The sequence below is a fragment of the Cohnella phaseoli genome, from assembly GCF_003386235.1.
Taxonomy (GTDB): Bacteria; Bacillota; Bacilli; order Paenibacillales; family Paenibacillaceae; genus Cohnella; species Cohnella phaseoli.
Genome location: NZ_QRDZ01000022.1, coordinates 108,288 through 130,128, shown reverse-complemented (window position 1 = coordinate 130,128; position 21,841 = coordinate 108,288). Strand labels below are relative to the sequence as shown.

Here is a 21,841-nt window from a genome sequence, read left to right as displayed (position 1 = left end):
CTTATTTTTGATCTACGCTCCGTCGATCGCTCCGGCTCTTCGCGGTGAACACGAACGAGCCCGAACCGGTCCGATAGACCGCACAGCCGTCCTCGTGCCCGACGAACCGCGCTCCGTCTCCTTCCACGGCGACGGAATCGAATTCGGAAACGGGAATATGGATCCATCCGTCCGCATTGACCGGAATTTCCACGGCAACCTCTAGCGCATGCCCTTCTCCCTGTTCCCACCGAACGGACGCTTGGCCCGCTCGCAGCTCATGCCGGGCTTCGGCCCATAGCACGTCGCCGACAATGCCTGGCTTAACCTTCACGGCGAAACGCCCCGTTTCCGGAAGATACCGGTAATCCAGCCCCGCGAGACCGGTGTAAAGCCACTCCTCCAGATGCCCAAGCATAAAATGGTTCTGCGATTTGCCGACGGTCGGTCCGTCCCAGGCTTCGGTCAGCGTTGTCGCGCCGTTGGCGATCTGATAGCCATAGCCTGGCGTATCGGTGCTGCGCGTCATTCGGTAGATCAGGTCCGACCGTCCGCCGCGCGCAAGCGCAAGCAGCACATATCTGTGGCCCACGTCGCCGGACGTCGTCCGGCCGCCTCGCTCCTCGATGTTCCGAACAAGCCGCGCAAACAAGGCGTCCCGATGAGCATCCGGAGCCAGTCCGATGGCCAGCGGCATCGCTAAGGCTGCATCGCTGCCCTCAGCGTACAGAACCGTCCGCTCGTCGAAGAACTCGCGGTTAAAGGCGCCTTTGATCGAATCCGCCAATCGGGCATAGACGTCCGCGTCCTCAGTGAAACCAAGCCGCGTCGCTATGCTTCGCATGACGATGGCCAACCCGTAGTAGATGGCGGTTTCCGCCAATGGGACCGGGGTGTTCTGCGAGAAGCCGGGCCCGTTCGGACCGACGTCATACCAATCTCCCAGCCCGTCTCGGAGAATGTTGCCGTCCGCGGTGACCGTCAAGTAGTCGATATAACGTCTCATCGTCTCGTAATGCCGCTGCAGAACGCCGGCGTTTCCGTAGCGCTGCAGCAGCTCCCAGGCGGTCAGAACGGAGGCGCCGCCCCAAGCGACCGCATGCCGGAACACGTCCCACGGCTCCTGAAACACCACATATTCCGGCGCCGTCGTCGGAATGAGCCCATCGGGCTGCTGGGCGTCGGCGATGTCGGCCAGCACCTTCATGAGTAGCGCCTCGACGTCATAGTTGAATATCAGCGAAGGCCCCATCAGATGAACCTGCTCCAGCCAGCCGAGCTTCTCGCGATGCGGGCAATCGGTCAGCACGCTCTTCATGTTGCTGAGCATCGCCCGGTTGATGATCTCGTGAATCCGGTTCAGCCTGTCGTCCGAGCAGCAAAAGCTTCCCGCCTTACGAACGTCCGGATAGATCATCTGCCCCTCTATGCGGTGCAGCACCGGAAGCTTACACGCCTCGTGGCCGTCCTTTTCCGGAGTAATCGCCCCGATACCTTCAACTTGAACGTATCGAAACCCGTAATAAGTAAATCGAGGTCTCCATACTTCCGTACCCATGCCGCTTAAGGTGTAATTCAGCTCGTAGGGGGATCCGGACCATTTCTGATTAGCTAGTCCGTCTTCCGTTAATAGCTCAGCCGGGATCAGCTTTACCGTTGCGCCCTGCGTTCCAGAGACGGCGATTTCCGGCCAGCCCGAGAAATTCCGGCCCAGATCGACGATGAATAGGCCGGGCTTGGGCTCCGCGATAGAGACCGGGGATAGCCGCTCCATCACTTTGAGGGCGGGCGCCGCCTGAGCGACAAGCTCTCCGGAAGGCGCTTCCGCCTCCGCCGCTTCGTGCCAATCTGCCCCTTCGGCGAAGCCGGAACGATCCCAGCCTTCCTGCTCCAATTGCGCATCGTAATCCTCACCGCCATAGATGCAGGAGAAGGCGAGCGGGCTTGCGGCCGTCCGCCACGCGCTATCCGTGCCGATCGTCTCGCTCGTGCCGTCGGCGTAGTCGATGACCAGATCGGCCAGACATTTTGGCGCGCCATACGAGTCTTTAAATTTCGTATAGCGGCCGCCTGCCACATTGTAGAAGCCGTTGCCGAGCAGGATGCCGGCCACGTTCTCCCCTTGTACGAGAGCATCGGTGATGTCGTAAGCGATATAGAGAACCGTTTTGTCATATTCCGTCCACCCGGGGTCGAGCTCGTAATCGCCGACTTTGCCGCCGTTCAGGCGAAGCTCGTAATGACCGAGACCGCTTATATACGCCCGGGCGCACCGCACAGGCTTCTCGATCCGGAAGCTCCGACGGAACTGAGGGAGCGGGCGCCCGGCTGTCCCGTCGGAAGCGTCTCCGATCCACTTTCCGCTCCATCTTCCATCGCGAAGCAAGCCCGTCTCCCACCAGGAGACAGGGCTTTCCGCTTGTCGGCCGAGGTCATCCCGCACCGTCACTTGCCAGTAGTAGCGCCTCCGGGGCTCCAGCGGAGCCCCTTCGTAGGCAATTGCGGCTTGATTCCCGCCGTCCCGCCATCCGCTATCCCATACATCGGATCGTCCGTCGACCAGTAGCTCCTCGCACGCAGCGACCCTGATCCGATAGGCGGTTTGCGAACGGGAGCGTGACGGGGACGACGCGAAAGTCCAGCCCAGCATGGGAGCGGTTGCATCCAGTCCCATGGGCTGGACGCGGCCTTCCGTCCGCATCGACGAGATGATCAGTTCGGTCATAGTTCTCCTCCTGAAGACGCGTGTCCAGTCAGCAGTTCAGACGTCGCCACCGTGATCGTGCGGAACTCAGGGAAAATATTGCAGGTCCGATCCCCGTCTTGCGGACGGCGGCTGGCCGTGTAGAAGTGGTAGAGAACGCCTTTATGGTTGATCACGGAAGGCTTGTGCGCGAAGAGGGCGTCCAGCTCGCCTTCCCGGCCCGTCTCGATGATCGGGTCGGGATATTTGTCCCATTGCCTCAGATCGTGCGATAGAGCGATGCCTTCCTGCGCTTTCTTGTAATCGTAGCCAAAAAAGTACATCACCCAGCGATCGCCGTCGCGAAGCACGCACGGGTCGCTGACGAAGCCGCTATCCCAGGCTCCGGGCGTCACCTTCAGAACCGGGTTATGCTCGTGCCGCCGCCAATTCCGCAAATCCGTCGATACGGCCAGCCCCGTCTGTTCGACCCAGCGTCCGTGATCCTGATTTTTAGCGTTATAGAACAGATAGAACGTCCCCTCATGCTCCACGAGGCATTCTTTGTACAATCCGCCGCGTTCCCAATCCGCGCCTTCCTCCGGTACGAGAATAGGCGCTTCGAGCCGATGCCACGTCAGCAGGCTCTCGTCGTCCGTCCAGGCGAGTCCGATCTTCGCGGGTCCGGCCTCGTATCCGTCGCCAGGATAGGAGTGATACGTAAGCCAATACTTTCCTTGCCACTTTTTCAGAGTCGGAGCTTTATGCAAGTCGTTTTCCCTCAGAATCCACGTTCCGGCAATGTTCCGCGAATCCCAGCGGGAGCCTTCGTCCCTGTCGAGAATGGTGGACAGATGCTCCCAACGGAGCAGATCTTCGCTTGTCGCCAGCGCGGTCTGATAGCCTACGCCGTCAAAGCCGACGTACATCATATAGAAGCCGTCGCGATGCCGGAAGACGAATGGACAATCTACCGCGTGATAGTCGAAGCTGCCGGGAACTCCGGAGCCGACCAGTACGGGATGGCCGTACTTGTAGGGCGTTAAATAAGGGCGAATATTCAACGGAATGCTCCCTCCTTGCCGAGACGGCGAATGAAGTTTGAACCATCATAACATGGAAGGATATCCGGATAATTAAGGCTTTTGGTTAAAAATGATCGCTATACATCGCTTTGAACAGGCTCCTAAGATAAGGGGTATGGAAAGCCAATTTACAGGCGAGCGAGGGTGAACGATGAGCATAGAACGATTGAAGCGACAGTTTAAATCCGCCGATCCGCGCTTCGGGCCGTTGCCTTTCTGGTGGTGGAGCGCGGAGGAAGTGACGGAAGAGCGCATCCGCTGGCAGCTGCAAAAATTCCGCGATGGCGGCTTGCGCAATATCGGCATTATCAATATCGCGCCGACCGGTCCCCAATACGGCAGCGTAAGCGATAATCCCTTCTATTTCAGCGAACGCTGGTGGGCGATGTTCGAAGCGGCTTTGCGGGAAGCGGAGCGGCTCGGCATGTACCTGTATTTCTACGACCAGATCGGTTTCTCCGGCTCAAACTTCCCGGCGCGGATTGTGGCCGAACTTCCGGAATGCGCCGGCTACGTTCTGCGCAGATTCGCCGCGGACGAACGGCTGCCCGAGGGGGCGACGCTGCTGCTGCAGACCTCTGAATACCAATACGCTTCCGTTCGCCAAGGCTTTAACTGGCTGGACCCCTATGCCTGTTCCTTGCTGCTCGATCGAGTACATGGAGAATTCGAACGCAGGTTCCCGCACGATCTGGGACGGACGATCGCGGGGAGCTTCCAGGACGAGCTGCCTCCCCTTCCGTTGTGGACGCCGCAGCTGACGGACCTGTACGAGGACAGATACGGCGGGGATTTACTGACCGGGCTTCCGGCGTTGTTCGAAGATCTGCCCGAGTCGGGCCGTGTGCGAAGGCAGGTGTACGAGCTGGCGGCGGAATTGGCCGAGCGGGCCTTCTTCGTTCCGATCGCGCAATGGCATGACAAGCATCGGATGCTGCTGTGCTGCGATCAGGCCGGACCGGCGCGGAAGGTCGACGTGCATGGGGCACAGCGTCTGTATCTGGATTATATTCGAACGCATCGCTGGTACAATGCGGCGGGTTGCGATATGGACGGAGAGATTAAGCCGCATTCTTCGATGGTTCATCTGCACGGAGGCAAGCGCGTGTTCCTGGAAGCGTTTCATACGAGCGGGTGGGGCGGAACGCTGGAGGAAACGCTGCACTGGTTGATTCCCTGGTTCCAGGCGGGCGTGACGCTGTACAGCCCGCATTCGGTCTATTACAGCACGCGCGGCGGTTGGTGGGAATGGGCGCCGCCCGATACCGGCTGGCGTCAGCCGTACTTCGAGCACTACTCGGTATTCGCCGACACCGTTAGTCGCATCTGCTCTCTGCTGAGCGAAGGAACGCATGTCGCGCCGATCGCGGTGCACTATCCGTCCTATGCGGCATCGGGTTATATGTCGCTAAGCGACGGGAAGAGCACCGATCATCCGATGCTGGTCGCCAATCAGGTGCCCAACGGCGAGATGGAGCATCTCCGCAGAGTGTATGCGGACGTAGCCGGGTACAATGCTCGCAGGGATCAGCATAAGCTTGGCGTTCTTAGGGAAGCCCGGCTGGATTTCGACGTCGTCGACGATTCGGCGTTGGAGAAAAGCAAGGTGGAAGAAGGCAAGCTGCGCATTGCGGACGAGACGTTCTCCGTCTTGCTGCTGTGCGGAACGACGAGGATGGACGAGGCGGCCCGCCGCCGGGTGGAGCGTTGGATCGAAGAAGGCGGATGGGTGATCGGGATCGAGGTGCCGGAGGATGATCCGGTGCTGAACGGAATCGTCAAGGTCGATTCCGCGGCCTCCGCCGTCCAGCTTCTGAATGAGCGTATTCCTCGAATCGTGCAGGGGCCGGGCATGTCCCTTCATCGCCGCGTGGAGGATGCGGACGTCTTCTTGCTGCTTCCCGAAGAAGGTCGGCTGCTCGCGATGCACCAGCCTTCCGACGGGCGGACGGTTTTGCAAGAAAGCGCCTTCTATCGGCTGCGCACGCAAGGCCGTCCCCAGCTTTGGGACCCGGTCAACGGAGACATTATTCCCGCGACGTACACGCGCGACGGCGAATGGGCGGAGCTGGAAGTAAGCTTCGCTTCTTGGCCGGCCGCATTGGTCGTCTGCCCCCGCGAGGAGGACCGCGGCGAGCCCGCATATCCTGCTGTTACGCCAACAACGGTCCTTTCTGCTAAATCAGTTGCGCTCCCCGCGGCGTCGGTCTGCCGCGAGCTGCCCTCCGAAGGTTGGCGGATTATGGCGGTGTCGACACTGGATAATCGCTACGGCGACTTCGACCTGCATGGGGAACGCACGCAGTATGCGCCGATCGAGCGACGGATGGTCCGGGTCCGTCAGGAGACAAACGAGGCGGAAGGGGAACGGGCGGATTGGCAGCATCCCGATTGCGACGATGCTTCCTGGGCAGACCGCTTGTGGAGCGAGGCCGCCTATTGGCAGGCTTCCGACGATGAGCGCTTCGAGCCCGGAGCCAGTCGACCGGTCGTGTACAGCCGTACGTTCGGCGACCACAACTTTAGATCCTGGGCCGGCCGAATGGGACGAGTCCCGCGAAGATTCCTGAACCTCGGCGAAGTGGAGCAGGGCCGAACCGTATGGGCCCGCACCTATGTGCTTGCGCCTTCAGCCGGCCGCTATTGGATTCGTATCGAAAGCAATGCCGACATCGCGGGCCGGATCAACGACCGGGAAATCCAATGGCAGGGAGGCCCCGAGGAGCAGACCGCCTGGATCGAGCTAAATGCCGGCCCCAATGAATTGAAGCTGCGGGTGAAGGCGATCGTCAGCGGCCTGGCTCGAGCCGGGATAGAGGTTAACGCAGAGGCCAAGCCGCCGTTGCCCAAGTGGATCATGACGACGACCCCGAATGCCGGCTCCCGCTTGATCAAGACGATCGAGCCGCGCCCGGGCGCGTCCGTGGAGCGCGTCAGGCTCGTATTCGCAGCCAGAGGCCGGGTCGCTTTGTACGTGAACGGTACCAAGGTGACGGAACACGGCGATTTTAACCCTTATATTCGCCAAGGACAAGAAGAGGCGGATGTGACTTCGCTATGGCGGGAGGGCGCGAACGAGATCCGGTTCGAGCTGCCCGAAGGCGCTGGCGAAGTGCTTGCGGACGGGGTCATCGAGCAGACGAACGGGCAACAAACGGCGTTCTGCACCGGGGAGGACTGGCTCGACGAGTCCGGAAATGCGGCAGCCATCCTTCATGAAGCCGTGCTGCAATTCGCGGAGACTGAGACGCTGTGGCTGTCTCCTCGGCCGCATCCGCTCCCGGGCGTCGGCTGGCTCATGCCGCACTCCGTTCCGGACCCGGAGCCGCTGCCGTTCCAAGGCGATCCGGCTATGATCGGCCGCCCCGTATGGGTACGGCTACCGCTCCCTATTGGCGCTTCCGGCATGACCGTGGCCGCGGCGGGTTCCATGCGAGTATGGATTTCCGGCAAGGAGGTCCCCGTGCGTGACGGCTGCGCCGAGTTCCCTCCTCAGATGGCGGGAGCGATCGCGGCTATTCGAATCGAACCGTCCGGCCCCTGCTCGGATGCCGACGTCCTGCTTGCACCGATCCGCTTCAAGCTTTCCCCTGCGCCGGGCCCATTGGGCGATTGGCGAACGGCGCTTGCCCTGCCGCATCACAGCGGCGCGGTCGAATACGAACGAATCGTCGAATTGCCGGCCTCCGGGCGGGCGATCCTGGATCTGGGCCATGTCCGAGGCACGGCCGAGGTATGGCTGGACGGGCGCCCGATGGGCGTTCGGGCATGGCGGCCCTACCGCTTCGATCTGGGGGAAGGACCGGAGGAAGGAGCGCATCGTTTGCGCATTCGCATAACGAACACACTGGGCGCGCATTATGAAACGGGAAGGCCTTCGCACAATGTGGGAGGCAGCACAGATCCCAAAGTATCGTATTGGAACAGCGGCATCGATCCGACCTGGCAGCATCATTTTGCCGCAGGGGGGCTGCACGGACCTGTTCGAATAAGCCAAGAAACATCTTAAAATCGAACATCAGATTTGAAGAATGAACAATTGAGCGGTTCCGGCGCGTATTGTAACCTCGAATTAAGGCTGCAATACGCGCTGATAAGGAGTGGATCGATTGAAGCAGCAACTGGCAAAGGAATACGCGACGACAAAATCGGATCATTCCATTCGTCTTGTATGGAAGCGCTTTAGACAACAGAAGTACATGCAACTATTCGTATGGCTTGGCCTGATCTCTCTGTTTATTTTTCATTACCTTCCGATGTTCGGTATTCTGATCGCGTTTAAGAACTATAAGATCGCTTCCGGCATTTCCGGGATTTTCACCAGCGAATGGGTGGGACTGAAATATTTCAAAGAGTTCGTAAACAGTTATAACTTCAAGACGATCGTCATCAATACGCTAGGGATCAGTTTTCTTAAACTCATCTTCGCCTTTCCGATCCCGATCTTGCTGGCTCTCATGCTTAACGAAGTGAAGGACGGCCTATTCAAGCGGGCGGTGCAGACGGCCAGTTATCTTCCTCACTTCATTTCCTGGGTTGTTGTGGCCGGGCTCGCTTCGGTATTCCTGTCTGAGAACAGCGGCATTTTCAACATCTTACTGATGGGATTGGGATTGATCAAGGAGCCGATCGCCTTCCTGTCCGATCCGGGCAACTTCTGGGGGATGGCTGTCGGAACCGCAGTATGGAAAGAATCCGGCTGGTGGACGATCATCTTCTTGGCCGCCGTCAGCGGCATCTCGCCCGCATTGTACGAGGCGGCGCATATCGACGGGGCCGGGCGCCTGCGCCGGATTTGGCATATTACGCTTCCCGGCATCAGGGGAACGACCATCGTCGTGCTGATTCTGGCCCTCGGAAGCCTGCTTGGCGGCGGGCTGGTCGGCTCCAACTTCGAACAAGCCTTCCTGCTCGGAAACGCCGTGAACGCGGACAAATCGGAAATCCTGCAAACGTACGCGTTTAAGGTAGGGCTGTCCCAGGGACGCTACTCCTTCGCTACCGCTATCGATTTGCTGCAGGCCGTCATCTCCGTCATCTTGATTTTCGGCAGCAACTGGATTTCGAAGAAAACAACCAAATCGGGCTTGTTCTAGACGGGTAAGAGAGGAGGGACACCATGAGAAAAAGAACGCTCGAGGACTATTCCGTGGATACGTTCGTTTATGCGTTGCTGATCGTCATCTTTATCGTCACCGCTTACCCTTTCTACTATTTATTTATCATCTCCTTCAATAACGGGCTGGATACCGGGCTGGGAGGGATTTACTTCTGGCCCCGGGACTTTACGTTAGCCAACTACGAGAAGATTATGGGCGATGCGAAATGGACGCTGGCCTTCTTCGTCACGGTGGCGAGAACGGGAGTCGGAACGTTGATCGGCGTCGTTTTTACTTGCCTTGTCTCCTACGGATTGGCGCATAAGGGTTTGGTATTCAAGAAAATCTACTTTTCTCTGTTCGTTATCGGCATGTACGTATCCGGGGGATTAATTCCGTTTTATATTATCCTAAGGCACATGCACTTGCTGAATACGTTCTGGGTATACGTCGTTCCATCAATGCTTAATATTTTCTTCCTGTTTATCGCCGTATCGTTCTTCCGGGAAATTCCCTCGGAATTGCGGGAGGCCGCGACGATCGACGGCGCGAACGATATGAGAATTTTCCGCTCGCTTATCTTGCCCATATCCAAGCCTCTCATGGCTACGATGGCGCTGTTCCTGGGCGTGGGACAATGGAATGCCTGGCTCGACTCAGCCTATTACGTGCAAAACGAGAATCTGAGGACGCTGACCTACCGGATGATCGAAGTCATCAATAGAGGCAACATTCCGACGGATGCGGTCAGTATCGAATATGCGGCGAATGCCGTCAAGGTAACCACGTATTCGCTGCAGGTAACGTCGATGGTCGTGGCCGTCGTACCGATCATGATCGTGTACCCGTTCTTGCAAAAATATTTTGTCAAAGGTGCGATGATCGGCGCGGTTAAAGGCTGATTCTCGATAGATGCAATCATTCAACGGGAGGGTTCATGCAAATGAAAAAGAATACCGGCAAAGCTTTGAAATCGCTGGGGCTGCTCGCGCTTATCGGGTCCTTGCTTACGGCCTGTTCTTCGGGAGGCAACAACGCTCCGGCCTCGTCCGGCGCTAGTCCGTCCGCTCCAGGAGCAACACAAACGGAGGACGGCGGAGCAGAGACGGTCAAGGATCTTGGAGAAATAACTTTGTTCGTCGATCACCCCTGGTGGCCGATGACCGAATGGAAGGGTAAAATCCCCGATGAAATCTCGAAGAGAACCGGCATCAAGGTCAATGTACAGATCGCGGCCGACGCGCAGCAGCTCCCGCTCATGATCGCGTCCGGAGCGCAAATGCCCGATATCGTTTACACGTACAACAACCACCAGTCGATGTCCAACCCGGATATTTCTTACACATGGGACGAACTGATCGAGGAGTACCAGCTGAAGGATTTCGAGATTTCTCCGATCGCCCGAGCCGTTAACGCGACGAAGGATGGCAGCCTTTATACGATCCGCAACGGTTTCATGACGGCCGACGAATTGGCGGAGTGCGATAAATGCTTGAATCCGGGCCAAGGACTGTCGGTACGCGCAGACATTATGGATGCGCTCGGCAATCCGAAGCTGGAGACTTTGGACGACTATTTGAACATTCTTGGACAAGTGAAGGAGAAATATCCGGATCTCATCCCGGCGGTCATTACCCCGGGGGAAGCGGGAAGCTACTTGCGCATTCAGCACGGCGTACCCCGGTTCGGCTTCTATAATTCCGGCGACGACCAAGCGAAGTACTATATTAATCACCCGGATCAGGAAGCGTTTTACCTGTATGTGAACAAGCTATATCGCGACGGTTATATCGTAGCCGAGAACTTCACGTGGCAAGAGCGGACAGAAGCGGAAAACCAAATTCTGAACGGCAAGGCGTTCTCCCTGATCAACGCGTCGGGAGACTCCGAAACGCTTAATCCCCGTCTGGAGTCGGACGGAAAGCAATTTCGGATGACGCAGATCATTAAAAATCTGGGCTCCAACGCTAAGGTCTATTCGAACGGAATCGGGTGGTCGGGCATGTACGTGCCGAAAACGGCCAAAAACAAGGAAGCGGCAAGCAAGTTCATCCAATATATGTACAGCATTGAAGGACAGCGCCTGGCTTCTTGGGGGATCGAGGGAGAGGATTGGACAATGCATGCAGAAGGCTACCCGGTGTTCAACTTCGACTCCAAGGACCAAGACAAACAGGTACAGATGGGCGTCGTATGGTGGGGCATTCTGGCCGACAAGGGCGAGACCTCCAGTCTGCAGCGTTACGTGCCGGATTCCGCTTCGACTGCGGTGATGCAGGAGCTGAAGAAAGTGACGATCGTCGATTCGATATTCGGCAAAGTGGTGCCCGCAGCCGACTCGGACGAGCAGGTCATTCAGGCCAATATCGACAACATGATCAAAAACGAAGAGATGAAAATTTATTTGGCCAAGTCCGAGGAGGATGCCAAAGTCGCGTTAAAAGCGATGCTCGACAAGACGAAAGACATCGGGATCGACCGGTTGGAAGAATGGGCGACGAAGGAGTATAATGAAGCCAAATCATTAATGAAGTAACATAATCGATGATCTTGGACGCAGGGTAAGGTTCTTCGGAGCCTTACCCGACTTGTCATTTTACACCGGGAAGCGATGGGATCGTCTTGATTCGATTTCTAAAGAGCGTACGAATCGTTCACAAAATGATTTTCGGCTACATTTTGCTAGTGCTTCTGCCTGTTGTCCTATCGGGAGCGTATCTGTACCATCAATTCAATTCAAATGTCGTAAACGACTTTTCTCAGGCTAAGCAGCAATTGATTATACAGGCCTCAAACAGCTTAAAGGTCAGTCTGACTCAGGTGGAATCCATCCATTCCCTGTTCCAGCACAATTCTCAGATGCTAGAATATTTGAAAGGGCTTTATCAGACGCCCGGAGACTACGTCTATTATTTCCTGAAGGATATACGGCCGATCTTCACGTTCGCCAACAACTCGAATCCTTCGATTGAATCCGTCCGGTTGTACAAGACGAAGCAGGCGGTCATGCCGGTGGGCAAAGAGATCAGCGATCTTCTCGATGAAGAATCGCAAGAGGCCAGGGACGTATCCCAGGAGCTGAAGATCAATCAGAAGCGGTGGATCACGCAACCGTCGCTATCGTCCGGTCTTCCGGAATTGCTCTTCTATCAGAATCTGTACACCGACAACTACACGACTCGTCTGGGCATTCTTGAAATTAGGGTTAACGACCGAATTATCGGCGATTTTGTGGAGGCTGTCGTGAGCGGCGATAATACGGGAATAGTGGTTTTAAAGGGAGATGAAAGCGTATACGAGAATCGGGGGGAGCAACTCAAGCCCGATGCGTATCATGCGATCTTGGATAAAATCCTAAACCGTGCGGCCCCGAAGCAGACGACCTGGAGCGAGCGGGGAGTACTGGTGAATTCTCTGGACATCCCGGATCTGCAACTGAAGTTTTATTTCATGTCCTCCACTAACGAGCTGTTCTCGGATTTGTCCAAGCAGACGAAAAATCTGGCTTGGATTATGGGCGGGTTGCTGCTTCTGCTCTCCGCCGTCTATTACGCGATCGCGTCCGTGTTGACAAAGCGGATCTTGAACCTGACCAAACATATGCGAAGGGTGAACGAGAACAATCTGACGCCTTTCGAGGATAAGGGCAACGGCGATGAGATCGGTTTCCTGATTCTTTCCTATAACTCTTTGATTCTTAGAATCGATGAGTTGCTTAACACCGTTCACAAAGCCGAGTTGATGAAAAAAGAGGCCGACTATCTGGTATTGCAGGCTCAGGTAAAGCCTCATTTTCTCTATAATACGCTGGAATCGATCCGCATGCTCGCCGAGATCAACGACGATAACGAAGTCGTCGACGCCATCTATTCCCTGGGCAAGCTCCTTCGTTACAGTCTGTCGTCACAGGAGAACGAATCGACACTGAAGAAGGAACTGGCCAACGTAACCCATTATTTGGACGTTCATAAGCCGCGCTTGATGGAGCTGCTTCAATACGATATTCAGGTGCGAACGGAGATTGACGACATGCGCTGTCCGCGGTTCATTTTGCAGCCGCTGCTGGAGAATTGCATCAACCACGGCATTGCCAAGAGGAGAGGCAAGGGCGAGATTGTAGTAATCGTTGATCGGGAAGACGATACGATTCTCATTGAAATATCGGACAATGGAGCGGGGATCCCCGAGGAGAGGCTGAAGGTGATCCGCGATGTGTTGGACAACAAGGCCGATCGGAGCGTGCTGCAGACGGAAGATTCCGGGCTCGGACTCTACAACGTAAGCGAAAGGATAATGGCGTTTTACGGGGAAGGCTCGGGCTTGACCATCGAGAGTGCCGTCGGTCAGGGAACGACTTATATCCTGAGATTGGGAGTGAAACGATAATGAACTTGATGATCGTGGATGACGAGCCGTTTATTCATAAGGGACTTATCAATATTATTGAAAAAGGCAGCACTCCTTGTTCGGCCATCGTATGCGCTTACGATGGCATCGAGGCTCTGGATAAAATGCGGGATTTCAAGCCGGACCTGGTCATAACCGATATTCAGATGCCGGAGATGAACGGCCTTGAACTGATCCGGGAAGCGAAAAGCCGGGATCTGTGCAAGCGATTCATCCTTCTGACCGGCTTCGACCATACCGAGTATTTGCGGAAAGCGATTCGCTGCCAGGTGATCGATTACTTGCTGAAGCCGATCAACAAAATCGAGCTATACGATGTTCTGTCCAACGTCTCGATCGAGCTAGTAAGCGAAGCATCGGCCCGTCAAGCTTCTTGGGCGGGCACCGGGGATGAAGATCCGGTCTTCGCCCGAATGGAGAACGGCAATCAGATGTCCAGAAACGTAGAGAAAATCATTCATTATATCCATGAGAACTATGCGTTAGATCTGTCCCTGGATCAGGTCGCAGAGCACGTATATTTGCATCCTAACTATATCAGCTCTTTGTTTCGCAAGGAGACGGGAATCACCTTCATTCATTATTTGCACCTGTATCGGATCCAGAAAGCCAAGCAGCTTATAAACAAGCATCAGGAGATGCCCTTGCAGCAAATCTCGGAGAAGGTCGGATATGAGAATGTGCGCCATTTTTTCAGTATTTTCAAAAAGCATTGCGGGGTGACTCCGGGTGATTACCGGGCCAGCAAGCATTAAACGCCCCAATTATTCTTATTAAAAAGCATCCGCCCGAACGGCAGATGCTTTTTTGGGCTTATTGCAACACGGTGTGTTCGGCTTCGCTAAGGCGCTTGAAGACGGTCAACGCTTGCATCGGGGAGGCTTGGGAAGCCTGGAGCCGTAAGCGACGTAGAAACCGTTTTTTGTTTTGTTCGGAAGGGAGGGGGTCGAGACGATTCGGCCTTGCTGAACCATGATCCCTCGATTGCTCGGCTTCAGGTTCGCGCTGCGGCGATTTATTTTGCCGCTGTAGAATCTGATTTTGCCGTAGTTGGCCAATGTCGTGATTTCACTGCCGATAGAAGGAGCCTCCATCACCCACTCCGCCGTCGCAGCCGGTCCGGCGTACGTTTGAATCGTTTTGAACGTCCAGCCCTTCGTCTTGTTGCGCAGCAGAATCAGCCATTTGCGGTTCGGAAGTTTGCGGATTTGTGCGAAGATCAGGTCTCCCGGCGAGACCGGGCGATTGATGCGGGTTTCGGGAGCGGGCAGGATTTCCCACCAGGGGTAGTATACGGTCTTCCCGTTGATCGTGTCGTGCTCGGTGCCCGTCTGAATCAGGAACGGATTCTCGAAGCCGTCGATCCCGATCCAGGCTGAAGAAAACCGATCCTGTTTGCTCGGCTTTACTTGAGGAACGACCCAGTAGGCCGAAATCTGACGATATGCGTTTTTCTTCCCACTGATCGCATATCCCGACCAATTGCTTGATATCCATCCGGGAGCAATGCTGCGGGAAGGTCGTGCGGCAGAGGAAGCGGGACGAAGCGGAGCGGAGCCTTTCCGTTGATTTTTCGCCAAATCTACACCGCCTTTACAGGTTTGGTATAAAGGTATTCCACCCTGTGAAAGACGGAAACGGACAACTACCCTCGAAGCCCTTTATCCGGTTGATTTCGACCTTCGTTTATCTTCCTGCCACCCGGCAATTATCGGACTAGTCAGCGTTTACCGATCCGATTTTCTTTTTAATCGTAGCCACCGCTTCGCGTGTTGCTTTTTCGCCCAGCTGGATTAAGGAAGGGGAAGCTTTAAACGATAACGCGTTTACTCCTAGATCGGGATGCAGCACAACGTCGGCTAACTGCAGCTCCTCTTGCCTGATTTTCTCGCTCATGATTTCGATCGTATTGAGAATGGAGGCAATAAAATGTTTAGGCGCTTTTTTCGTCGACGAAGACAAGCTGACATCGACCGCGATCACGACATCCGCCCCCATGCTTCTCGCAAGAGCGACCGGTACAGCATGGACCACTCCTCCGTCAATCAGTAAGCGATTGCCCAAGGTGACGGGCTTAATAATTCCGGGAATCGCCGTGGAGGCGCATATCGCATGAGAGACTCTTCCTTTGTTCAGAATGTGGGTCTCTCCGGTTAGCGCGTTGGCGGCGACAGCGGCAAACGGAATCCGCAGATCCTCGAAATCGACCGGCCCGATGTATTTCTCCACGAACCGGATCATTCGATGGTTGCTGGCGAATGCTTTCGGATGCAGCATGAATTGAACGAGCTGTCTCCAGCGCACCGTCGGCAATACTCTTTCGAATGCGGAGATCGGCTGGCCGCCGGCATAGAGAGCGCCGATAAATGCGCCTACGCTCGTTCCCGCAATCAAATCGACCGGTATTTGCTCCTCCTCCAGCACCTTTAAGATGCCTACGTGAGCTGCACCGCGGACGGAGCCGCTACCAAGAGCCAGACCGACGGTCGGCCTCGTTCCCGGCTTGCGCGGCCCGCTGAACCGCAGATGGGAGTTGCGTATCGTGCTTCCTCTGCTTAACAGAAGGGCTTCTTCGAGCAGCTTTTTGAGTTCTTCGACATTGCCTTTAAGGAACGGGAACATCTGAATCATCCGCATGGCGCTCTCTGTGATCGCATCGCAAGGGTTGGCTGCGCCGGCTTTCGATAAGAAATAATTAACAAGCTCCGGGATATCGTCGGTTCTCTCCCGCAACGGTTCTACGTGAATTTGTTGAATTTCCGCATCAAGGGGTCGCAAGGCCGTCATGATGATCCGGCATTCTTCCGACGCCTGGAGCAGTCGGTGAAGAACATTCTCAGGCAATGCCTCAGCATGCTTCAGGATGAGACTTCCGCCTTTGGCGGCATGGGCTTTTCGATTCCATTCGTCCCAATTGAAATCGATCCCGCTTATCGCCAGCAACGGATAATTCCGACGATGAGACCCGTCATGCAGCCGATAGGCGATATGAAGCTTCCCTACGCCCTTCTCTCCGACCAGGCATACAGGGCGCTCTTGAACGGACAGCCGTTCCAGCTCCTGCCTCAGATTGCGCATATAAGGGCTGCTCCCGATCAACGGCCCGTATCCGTTCTGCCTCTGCTGTTCCATTTCGCGGAGTACGACGAAGCTTCGGGCATGCTCCTCCATGACCCGATCATTCGATCTGCGAATCCGGACGATCATGCTTTCCATCACTTGTTGGCGAAAAGCGGCGCTTTTGTCCATGAGCATCATCAAGCCGTCGCGCTGCATGGATAACGTTCTGACCTGCCCTTGGGCTCTTATCGAAGCGCTTACGGTTTCCCCGGTTAGACAAGACATTTCGCCGAAGAAATGCCCTCTGCTTAACTCGGCCAAGGTTACCGGAACCTCGTTTTCGATGTACACAAAGACGACTCCGGACAGGAGAATATGAAAGCGAGCGCTTGTCTGTCCCATGTGCAAAATAATCGTTCCATCCGAATACTCGGTTTCCGTCAAATAGGGAAACAGAGCTTCCATGTCCGTCGTTTCCAATTGATCGATGATGGGATATTGTCGGAGTTTCTCAAGCACCAGCGTAGCCTCTCCTTTCACAACTGCACTAACGCACGAAAGACAATGATCATTAATCTTAGCAGCTTAATGTGTCGGGAAGATGTCGAAACGAATGAGTTTGCGATCAAGCCTCGAATCAAGTAAGCTAAGTGGCGTAAGCACTTAGAAGAGGAAGGTGCGACTCGTGAGCGCTGAAGAGGAGCTAATTCTGCAGCCTGGAGAACGGCTGGACGATCTATTGACTCATCATTTGAAAATCATTCAAAGTCCCGAAGTGTTCAGTTTCTCGCTGGACGCGGTGCTGCTCGCTCGGTTTGCCTCCGTACCGCCAAGAGGGCGCATTCTCGATTTGTGTACAGGCAACGGCGTTATTCCGATGCTGCTTACGACGCGAACCGAAGCAAAAGTGGAGGGCATCGAGATTCAGACCCGGCTCGCCGACATGGCGCGAAGAAGCGTATCGTTGAACCGTCTGGACGACCGGGTACATATTATAGAAGGCGATTTGCGCGAATGGAAGCTCGAAGGCGAGCTATACGATGCAGTTACGGTTAATCCGCCGTATTTGCCGGTCGCGAGCGGCGATCGCAAAGACAATCTTCATCAGGCAATGGCCCGCCACGAGGTCGGCTGCAAGCTGGAGGACGTCGTCGCGGCCTGCGCCAGGAGCGTGAAGGCGGGCGGCAAGGTTGCGATGGTTCATCGTCCGAGCCGGTTGGTCGATATTATCGATCTGATGCGCCGTTACCGCATTGAACCAAAGCGGATACGCTTCGTGCACCCCCGCAGGGAAGCGGAAGCGAACATGATATTAATAGAAGGAACTCGCGACGGCCGGCCTGAGGTTAGACTCTTGCCGCCTCTGATCGTCTATGAAGAGGACGGGGAGTATACGCCGGAGCTGTTGGCCGTATTTTACGGACAAGCGGCGGAACTGCCGGACTTCAAACGCCCTAACGGGCGAGCGCCGTCGGTTAAGGAAAAGCGGACTGGAGGGGAGGAGCTAACATGAACGAAGCTACAACAAACAGAGACGGGATCGACTCGGGAGAGGCAGCAAGAGCAAGCTTTGCTCAGGCCACTGTCCAGAAGAGCTTCGCTGCGCGCGAGAAGCCGGGGACGCTGTACTTGGTAGCGACGCCGATCGGCAATCTGGAGGATATGACGTTTCGCGCGATCCGCACATTAAAGGAGGTGCAACTGATCGCGGCCGAGGATACGAGGCAGACGCGCAAGCTGCTGACGCATTTCGAAATCCAGAACCGGCTTGTCAGCTATCACGAGCATAACCGGGAAGCAAGCGGTCCCGAATTAATCCGTCTGCTTCTGGAAGGTCAGAGCATTGCGCTTGTCAGCGATGCGGGTATTCCCGCGATCTCCGACCCGGGGGCGGACTTGGCGAGGGACGCGGCAGCCGTCGGCATACCGATCGTGCCGATTCCGGGGGCGAATGCCGCTCTGTCGGCGCTGATCGTCTCCGGTCTCCCGACCGATCGCTTCCTGTTCGTCGGCTTTCCGCCGCGCGATCGGAAGGGCGTGCACAAGCTGCTCGACAGCTTGCAGGGAGAGAGCGGAACGCTGATTTTATACGAATCTCCCCACCGACTGAAAAAAACCGTAGCTGCGATCGCCGAGCGATGGGGCGGCCGAAAAATGGCTATCGTACGCGAACTGACGAAGAAGCACGAGGAAGTCGTTAGGGGAACGGTTGAGGCCTGTCTGGCGCATGTCGAGCAGAACGCTCCGCTCGGGGAGTGCTGTATATTAATAGAAGGAACGCGTTCGGAAAACGGAATTCGAGCAGGAGACGACGCGGAACAGGTCGGCTTGTGGTGGACTTCCGTAACGCTTGGGCAGCATGTTGCGCATTACGAGGCGGCCGGACAATCGCGTAAGGAAGCGATGAAATCAACGGCGACGGATCGGGGAATATCGAAGCGAGACGTCTATCAGGCGCTGCTTGAAAAGAACGAAGACGAGTAAATGGGGTACAAGTAAGTAAGACGAAAAAAATCCCCTCCCGAGATCGACATCGAGAGGGGGCAAGGAGTATAAAAAGGTTCGAATTAACAATAATTAGAATACAAATTTTATTATAAACTATTTTCTCTAATTTGTCACAGGGGAAGGTAAATCCTTCAAACATTCTCTGCAAACAATTTTTCCTTTGAAGTAAGTAACGTTCTCCGCGTTGCCGCAGAAGATGCACGCAGGCTCGTATTTCTTAAGCATAATGCGCTCGCCGTCTACATAAATCTCCAGCGCGTCTTTCTCTCCAATGCCAAGTGTGCGGCGAAGCTCGATCGGAATAACCACCCGTCCCAATTCATCGACTTTACGTACGATACCGGTAGATTTCATCATTTGGTAATACCCCTCTCGTATGATTAAAATAAATACAAAACGAACATAGATCCTGTGCCTGTTCGTTGTCGCCAGTTTTCGACAAAGTTCTCTCTTTTCCGAACTCTATCGTACCAACCTTTCCCAAAAAAGTCAACCTGAAAGCGCGCGAGAAATGCTTAAAATTCTTAAATATCGTCTGAAAATCCTCTCAGGAATGGTGATTTTCTAAAAAAAGCTCGTTAAGACGGCCAAAAGTATAAGGAAAACGAAATTCGACAATATTCGACATAAACCGATTTTTTCAACGACACTTTGTCGAAAAATGACCAAGATGAGGTGATGTTCCATGTTATCGAGATTACACGAGGAGAAGGTTTTCAAAGATCCTGTGCATCATTCCATTTACGTGCAGGATCTGACCGTCTGGAAGCTCATCAATACGCCGGAGTTCCAGCGACTCAGAAGAATCCGCCAACTAGGCACCTCCTATCTTACGTTTCATGGGGCAGAGCACAGTCGGTTTTCCCATTCGTTGGGTGTATATGAAATTACAAGGAAAGTGATTTCTCAGTTTGAGCGTAATGGATACAGCGATTGGCCGCAAGAGGAAAAATTGCTCAGTCTTTGTGCTTCTTTGTTGCATGATGTCGGACATGGCCCATTTTCGCATTCTATTGAACAAATCTTCGGCACGGACCATGAAGAATGGACCTGCGAAGTGGTCTTAGGGGATACCGAGATTAACCGCGTACTGCGCGAAATCGATGACCGATTTCCGGACAAGGTCGCCGCGGTGATCCGCAAGAAATACGAAAAACCGATTGTAGTCAGCCTCGTATCCAGCCAACTGGATGCGGATCGGATGGATTACTTGCTGCGCGATGCTTATTTCACGGGAGTGAACTACGGCACGTTTGATCTGGACCGCATTTTGCGAGTGCTGCGCCCCTTCCAGGGGAAAATCGTCGTTAAGGACAGCGGGATGCACGCCGTCGAAGATTACTTAATGTCAAGATACCAAATGTATTGGCAGGTTTATTTTCACCCTGTCACCCGCAGCTCGGAAATATTGCTTCGTCAAATTTTCCGGAGAGCGAGCGAGCTTCTCGCGTCCGGCTACGCATTCTCCTTTATGCTTGACCCGATCCGGGCTTTGCTGTCCGGCTCCGTCACGCTGGCACAGTACATGAGGCTCGACGAGGCGATGGTGCAGACGGCTTTCGGCGAGTGGGCGGGCGAACGCGACGAATTGCTGGCGGATCTATGCCGGCGCTTCTTGAACCGGAGGCTGTACAAGTTTGCGCCGCTGACCGGAGAGGACAGAGGGTGGCTCGAAGATGTTCGCGGCGAGTGGCGAAGGATCGGCCTCGATCCGTCCTATCATATGGAAGTCGACAAGCCCGAGGATTCCCCGTATGACGTCTATAAGCCGGGGGTGCTGCCTGACAGTAAGGAGAAGCCTCCGATTTTGCTGTTGGACAAGCGGGAGGAGCTGACGGAAATTTCGGCAGCCTCCGATATTATTCGCTCGATCGCCGGCTTGCATCGAGGCAATGATTACATTTATTATCCGGAGGAGCGAGTGCTTCCGCACGCTCATTTGCTCAGTTCCGAGACACGCGCCAGGTTGTCTATATAATAGAAGAAAGTGATTTGGATCACACATAAAATGAGAGTTCAAAAAGTCCGGTTTTCAGCACCAAGAAGGTTGGATGAAGACCGGTGATGAGGAACGGAGCGTAGTGGAAGCTACGTGAGTACCGGAAGATCCGGCTGAATGCAAGATTCGACGTCGAGTATGCTTTATGAGATGCTTCGTGATCAAAATTGGACTTTTTGAACAACCTCTCGAAAAAGGAGACATAATGATGCTTTTTGATACCCATGCCCACCTCGATTCTCACAAGTTCGACAGCGATCGAGATGAAGTGATAGAACGCGCGTTGGCCGCCGGCGTAGACACGATCGTCAATATCGGGTTCAACCGCGAGACGATTCCCACGACGATGGCGTTGACGGAGAAATACCCGTTTATTTATGCGGCGGTTGGGTGGCATCCGACCGATGCCGTCGACATGAAGCTGGAAGAGGATTTGGCCTGGATCGAGCGACTCTGCACCACTCATCCGAAAGTCGTCGCGATCGGCGAAATCGGACTTGATTATTATTGGGACACATCGCCGAAAGACGTTCAGCAGACAGTGTTTCGCGAACAAATTCGACTGGCCCGGCGGATCGGAAAACCTATTGTGATTCATAATCGGGACGCACACGAGGACATTGTAAAATTATTGAAGGAGGAGCGGGCTTCCGAGGTCGGGGGAATTATGCACTGCTTCTCCGGAAGTTGGGAGACGGCCCAAATATGCCTGGATATGAATTTCCATATTTCCTTCGGGGGACCGGTTACATTCAAAAATGCAAGGGTTCCCAAAGAGGTTTTGGAAAGGGTTCCATTGGACCGTTTGCTGATCGAAACCGATGCCCCCTATTTGACTCCTCACCCCCATCGAGGGAAGCGAAATGAGTCCGCTTACGTGCGTCTGGTCGCAGAGACGGCAGCGGAAATAAAAGGTGTTTCTCTGGAAGAAATTGCAAAAATAACAGGCGATAACGCCAGACGCTGTTTTGGGATAACGAGATAAACGGAAGAAACGGGAGGAAAACAAGCCGCTTCGAAG

At 54.9% G+C, this 21,841-nt stretch carries 15 protein-coding genes; 10 read left to right on the top strand and 5 right to left on the bottom strand.

The features are described from left to right. Window position 1: 1 nt before the first annotated feature. Both DFP98_RS24610 and DFP98_RS24605 read right to left on the bottom strand, forming a co-directional pair. Window positions 2–2,704, bottom strand: a complete 2,703-nt coding sequence (locus DFP98_RS24610) for a family 78 glycoside hydrolase catalytic domain (protein WP_116063274.1) — start codon at window positions 2,702–2,704, stop codon at window positions 2–4. Further along, entirely contained in the window at window positions 2,701–3,726 is a 1,026-nt protein-coding gene (locus DFP98_RS24605; RefSeq protein ID WP_116063273.1) for a family 43 glycosylhydrolase, read from the bottom strand. The genes DFP98_RS24610 and DFP98_RS24605 overlap by 4 nt, the downstream gene beginning before the upstream one ends. A gap of 172 nt (window positions 3,727–3,898) precedes the next feature. Here DFP98_RS24605 and DFP98_RS24600 point away from each other — a divergent pair, with 172 nt between their 5' ends. The 6 genes from DFP98_RS24600 (at window position 3,899) to DFP98_RS24575 (ending at window position 14,008) form a co-directional block, all read left to right on the top strand. Beyond that, window positions 3,899–7,756 carry a hypothetical protein gene (locus tag DFP98_RS24600; protein WP_246016678.1) on the top strand — a complete coding sequence of 1,286 codons (3,858 nt, stop codon included), beginning with the start codon at window positions 3,899–3,901 and terminating at the stop codon, window positions 7,754–7,756. A gap of 100 nt (window positions 7,757–7,856) precedes the next feature. Further along, the gene (locus DFP98_RS24595) at window positions 7,857–8,843 is read left to right on the top strand and encodes an ABC transporter permease (RefSeq protein WP_246016677.1); all 987 of its coding nucleotides are present in this window, start codon (window positions 7,857–7,859) and stop codon (window positions 8,841–8,843) included. A 23-nt stretch (window positions 8,844–8,866) separates the two neighbouring features. Continuing rightward, window positions 8,867–9,748 (top strand): carbohydrate ABC transporter permease, encoded by an 882-nt coding sequence (locus tag DFP98_RS24590; protein WP_116063272.1) that lies wholly within the window; start codon window positions 8,867–8,869, stop codon window positions 9,746–9,748. A 41-nt stretch (window positions 9,749–9,789) separates the two neighbouring features. Next, window positions 9,790–11,382 (top strand): extracellular solute-binding protein, encoded by a 1,593-nt coding sequence (locus DFP98_RS24585; RefSeq protein WP_181917924.1) that lies wholly within the window; start codon window positions 9,790–9,792, stop codon window positions 11,380–11,382. An 86-nt stretch (window positions 11,383–11,468) separates the two neighbouring features. After that, window positions 11,469–13,232 (top strand): sensor histidine kinase, encoded by a 1,764-nt coding sequence (locus DFP98_RS24580; RefSeq protein WP_147310272.1) that lies wholly within the window; start codon window positions 11,469–11,471, stop codon window positions 13,230–13,232. Beyond that, window positions 13,232–14,008: a response regulator transcription factor gene (locus DFP98_RS24575; protein WP_246016676.1), complete on the top strand. Its 777-nt coding sequence runs from the start codon at window positions 13,232–13,234 to the stop codon at window positions 14,006–14,008. The genes DFP98_RS24580 and DFP98_RS24575 overlap by 1 nt, the downstream gene beginning before the upstream one ends. A gap of 105 nt (window positions 14,009–14,113) precedes the next feature. Here DFP98_RS24575 and DFP98_RS24570 read toward each other — a convergent pair whose 3' ends face one another. After that, window positions 14,114–14,833 carry a G1 family glutamic endopeptidase gene (locus DFP98_RS24570; RefSeq protein WP_116063268.1) on the bottom strand — a complete coding sequence of 240 codons (720 nt, stop codon included), beginning with the start codon at window positions 14,831–14,833 and terminating at the stop codon, window positions 14,114–14,116. 136 nt (window positions 14,834–14,969) lie between these two features. After that, a complete protein-coding gene (locus tag DFP98_RS24565; RefSeq protein WP_116063267.1) occupies window positions 14,970–16,832 on the bottom strand; it encodes a patatin-like phospholipase family protein in 1,863 nt (620 codons plus the stop codon). Between the two features lie 166 nt (window positions 16,833–16,998). Here DFP98_RS24565 and DFP98_RS24560 point away from each other — a divergent pair, with 166 nt between their 5' ends. After that, window positions 16,999–17,826: a tRNA1(Val) (adenine(37)-N6)-methyltransferase gene (locus tag DFP98_RS24560; RefSeq protein ID WP_116063266.1), complete on the top strand. Its 828-nt coding sequence runs from the start codon at window positions 16,999–17,001 to the stop codon at window positions 17,824–17,826. Next, on the top strand, window positions 17,823–18,797 hold the full coding sequence (rsmI, locus tag DFP98_RS24555; protein ID WP_116063265.1) for a 16S rRNA (cytidine(1402)-2'-O)-methyltransferase: 975 nt from the start codon (window positions 17,823–17,825) through the stop codon (window positions 18,795–18,797). The genes DFP98_RS24560 and rsmI overlap by 4 nt, the downstream gene beginning before the upstream one ends. Window positions 18,798–18,923: 126 nt before the next feature. On the opposite strand, the gene DFP98_RS24550 is transcribed toward rsmI, so the two are convergent. Then, window positions 18,924–19,178 (bottom strand): AbrB/MazE/SpoVT family DNA-binding domain-containing protein, encoded by a 255-nt coding sequence (locus DFP98_RS24550; protein WP_027086730.1) that lies wholly within the window; start codon window positions 19,176–19,178, stop codon window positions 18,924–18,926. A gap of 328 nt (window positions 19,179–19,506) precedes the next feature. Here DFP98_RS24550 and DFP98_RS24545 point away from each other — a divergent pair, with 328 nt between their 5' ends. Together DFP98_RS24545 and DFP98_RS24540 are read left to right on the top strand one after the other, a co-directional pair. Continuing rightward, window positions 19,507–20,799, top strand: coding sequence for an HD domain-containing protein (locus tag DFP98_RS24545; RefSeq protein ID WP_116063264.1), 1,293 nt, complete (start codon window positions 19,507–19,509; stop codon window positions 20,797–20,799). Window positions 20,800–21,028: 229 nt separating this feature from the next. Beyond that, entirely contained in the window at window positions 21,029–21,805 is a 777-nt protein-coding gene (locus DFP98_RS24540; RefSeq protein ID WP_116063263.1) for a TatD family hydrolase, read from the top strand. Window positions 21,806–21,841 lie beyond the last annotated feature (36 nt).

What these genes read in the sequence shown, in the direction of transcription:
- DFP98_RS24610 (WP_116063274.1), bottom strand. Translation starts at nt 2,704, where the DNA reads ATGACCGAACTGATCATCTCGTCGATGCGGACGGAAGGCCGCGTCCAG.
- DFP98_RS24600 (WP_246016678.1), top strand. Translation starts at nt 3,899, where the DNA reads ATGAGCATAGAACGATTGAAGCGACAGTTTAAATCCGCCGATCCGCGC.
- DFP98_RS24590 (WP_116063272.1), top strand. Translation starts at nt 8,867, where the DNA reads ATGAGAAAAAGAACGCTCGAGGACTATTCCGTGGATACGTTCGTTTAT.
- DFP98_RS24585 (WP_181917924.1), top strand. Translation starts at nt 9,790, where the DNA reads ATGAAAAAGAATACCGGCAAAGCTTTGAAATCGCTGGGGCTGCTCGCG.
- DFP98_RS24575 (WP_246016676.1), top strand. Translation starts at nt 13,232, where the DNA reads ATGAACTTGATGATCGTGGATGACGAGCCGTTTATTCATAAGGGACTT.
- rsmI (WP_116063265.1), top strand. Translation starts at nt 17,823, where the DNA reads ATGAACGAAGCTACAACAAACAGAGACGGGATCGACTCGGGAGAGGCA.
- DFP98_RS24550 (WP_027086730.1), bottom strand. Translation starts at nt 19,178, where the DNA reads ATGATGAAATCTACCGGTATCGTACGTAAAGTCGATGAATTGGGACGG.
- DFP98_RS24545 (WP_116063264.1), top strand. Translation starts at nt 19,507, where the DNA reads ATGTTATCGAGATTACACGAGGAGAAGGTTTTCAAAGATCCTGTGCAT.
- DFP98_RS24540 (WP_116063263.1), top strand. Translation starts at nt 21,029, where the DNA reads ATGCTTTTTGATACCCATGCCCACCTCGATTCTCACAAGTTCGACAGC.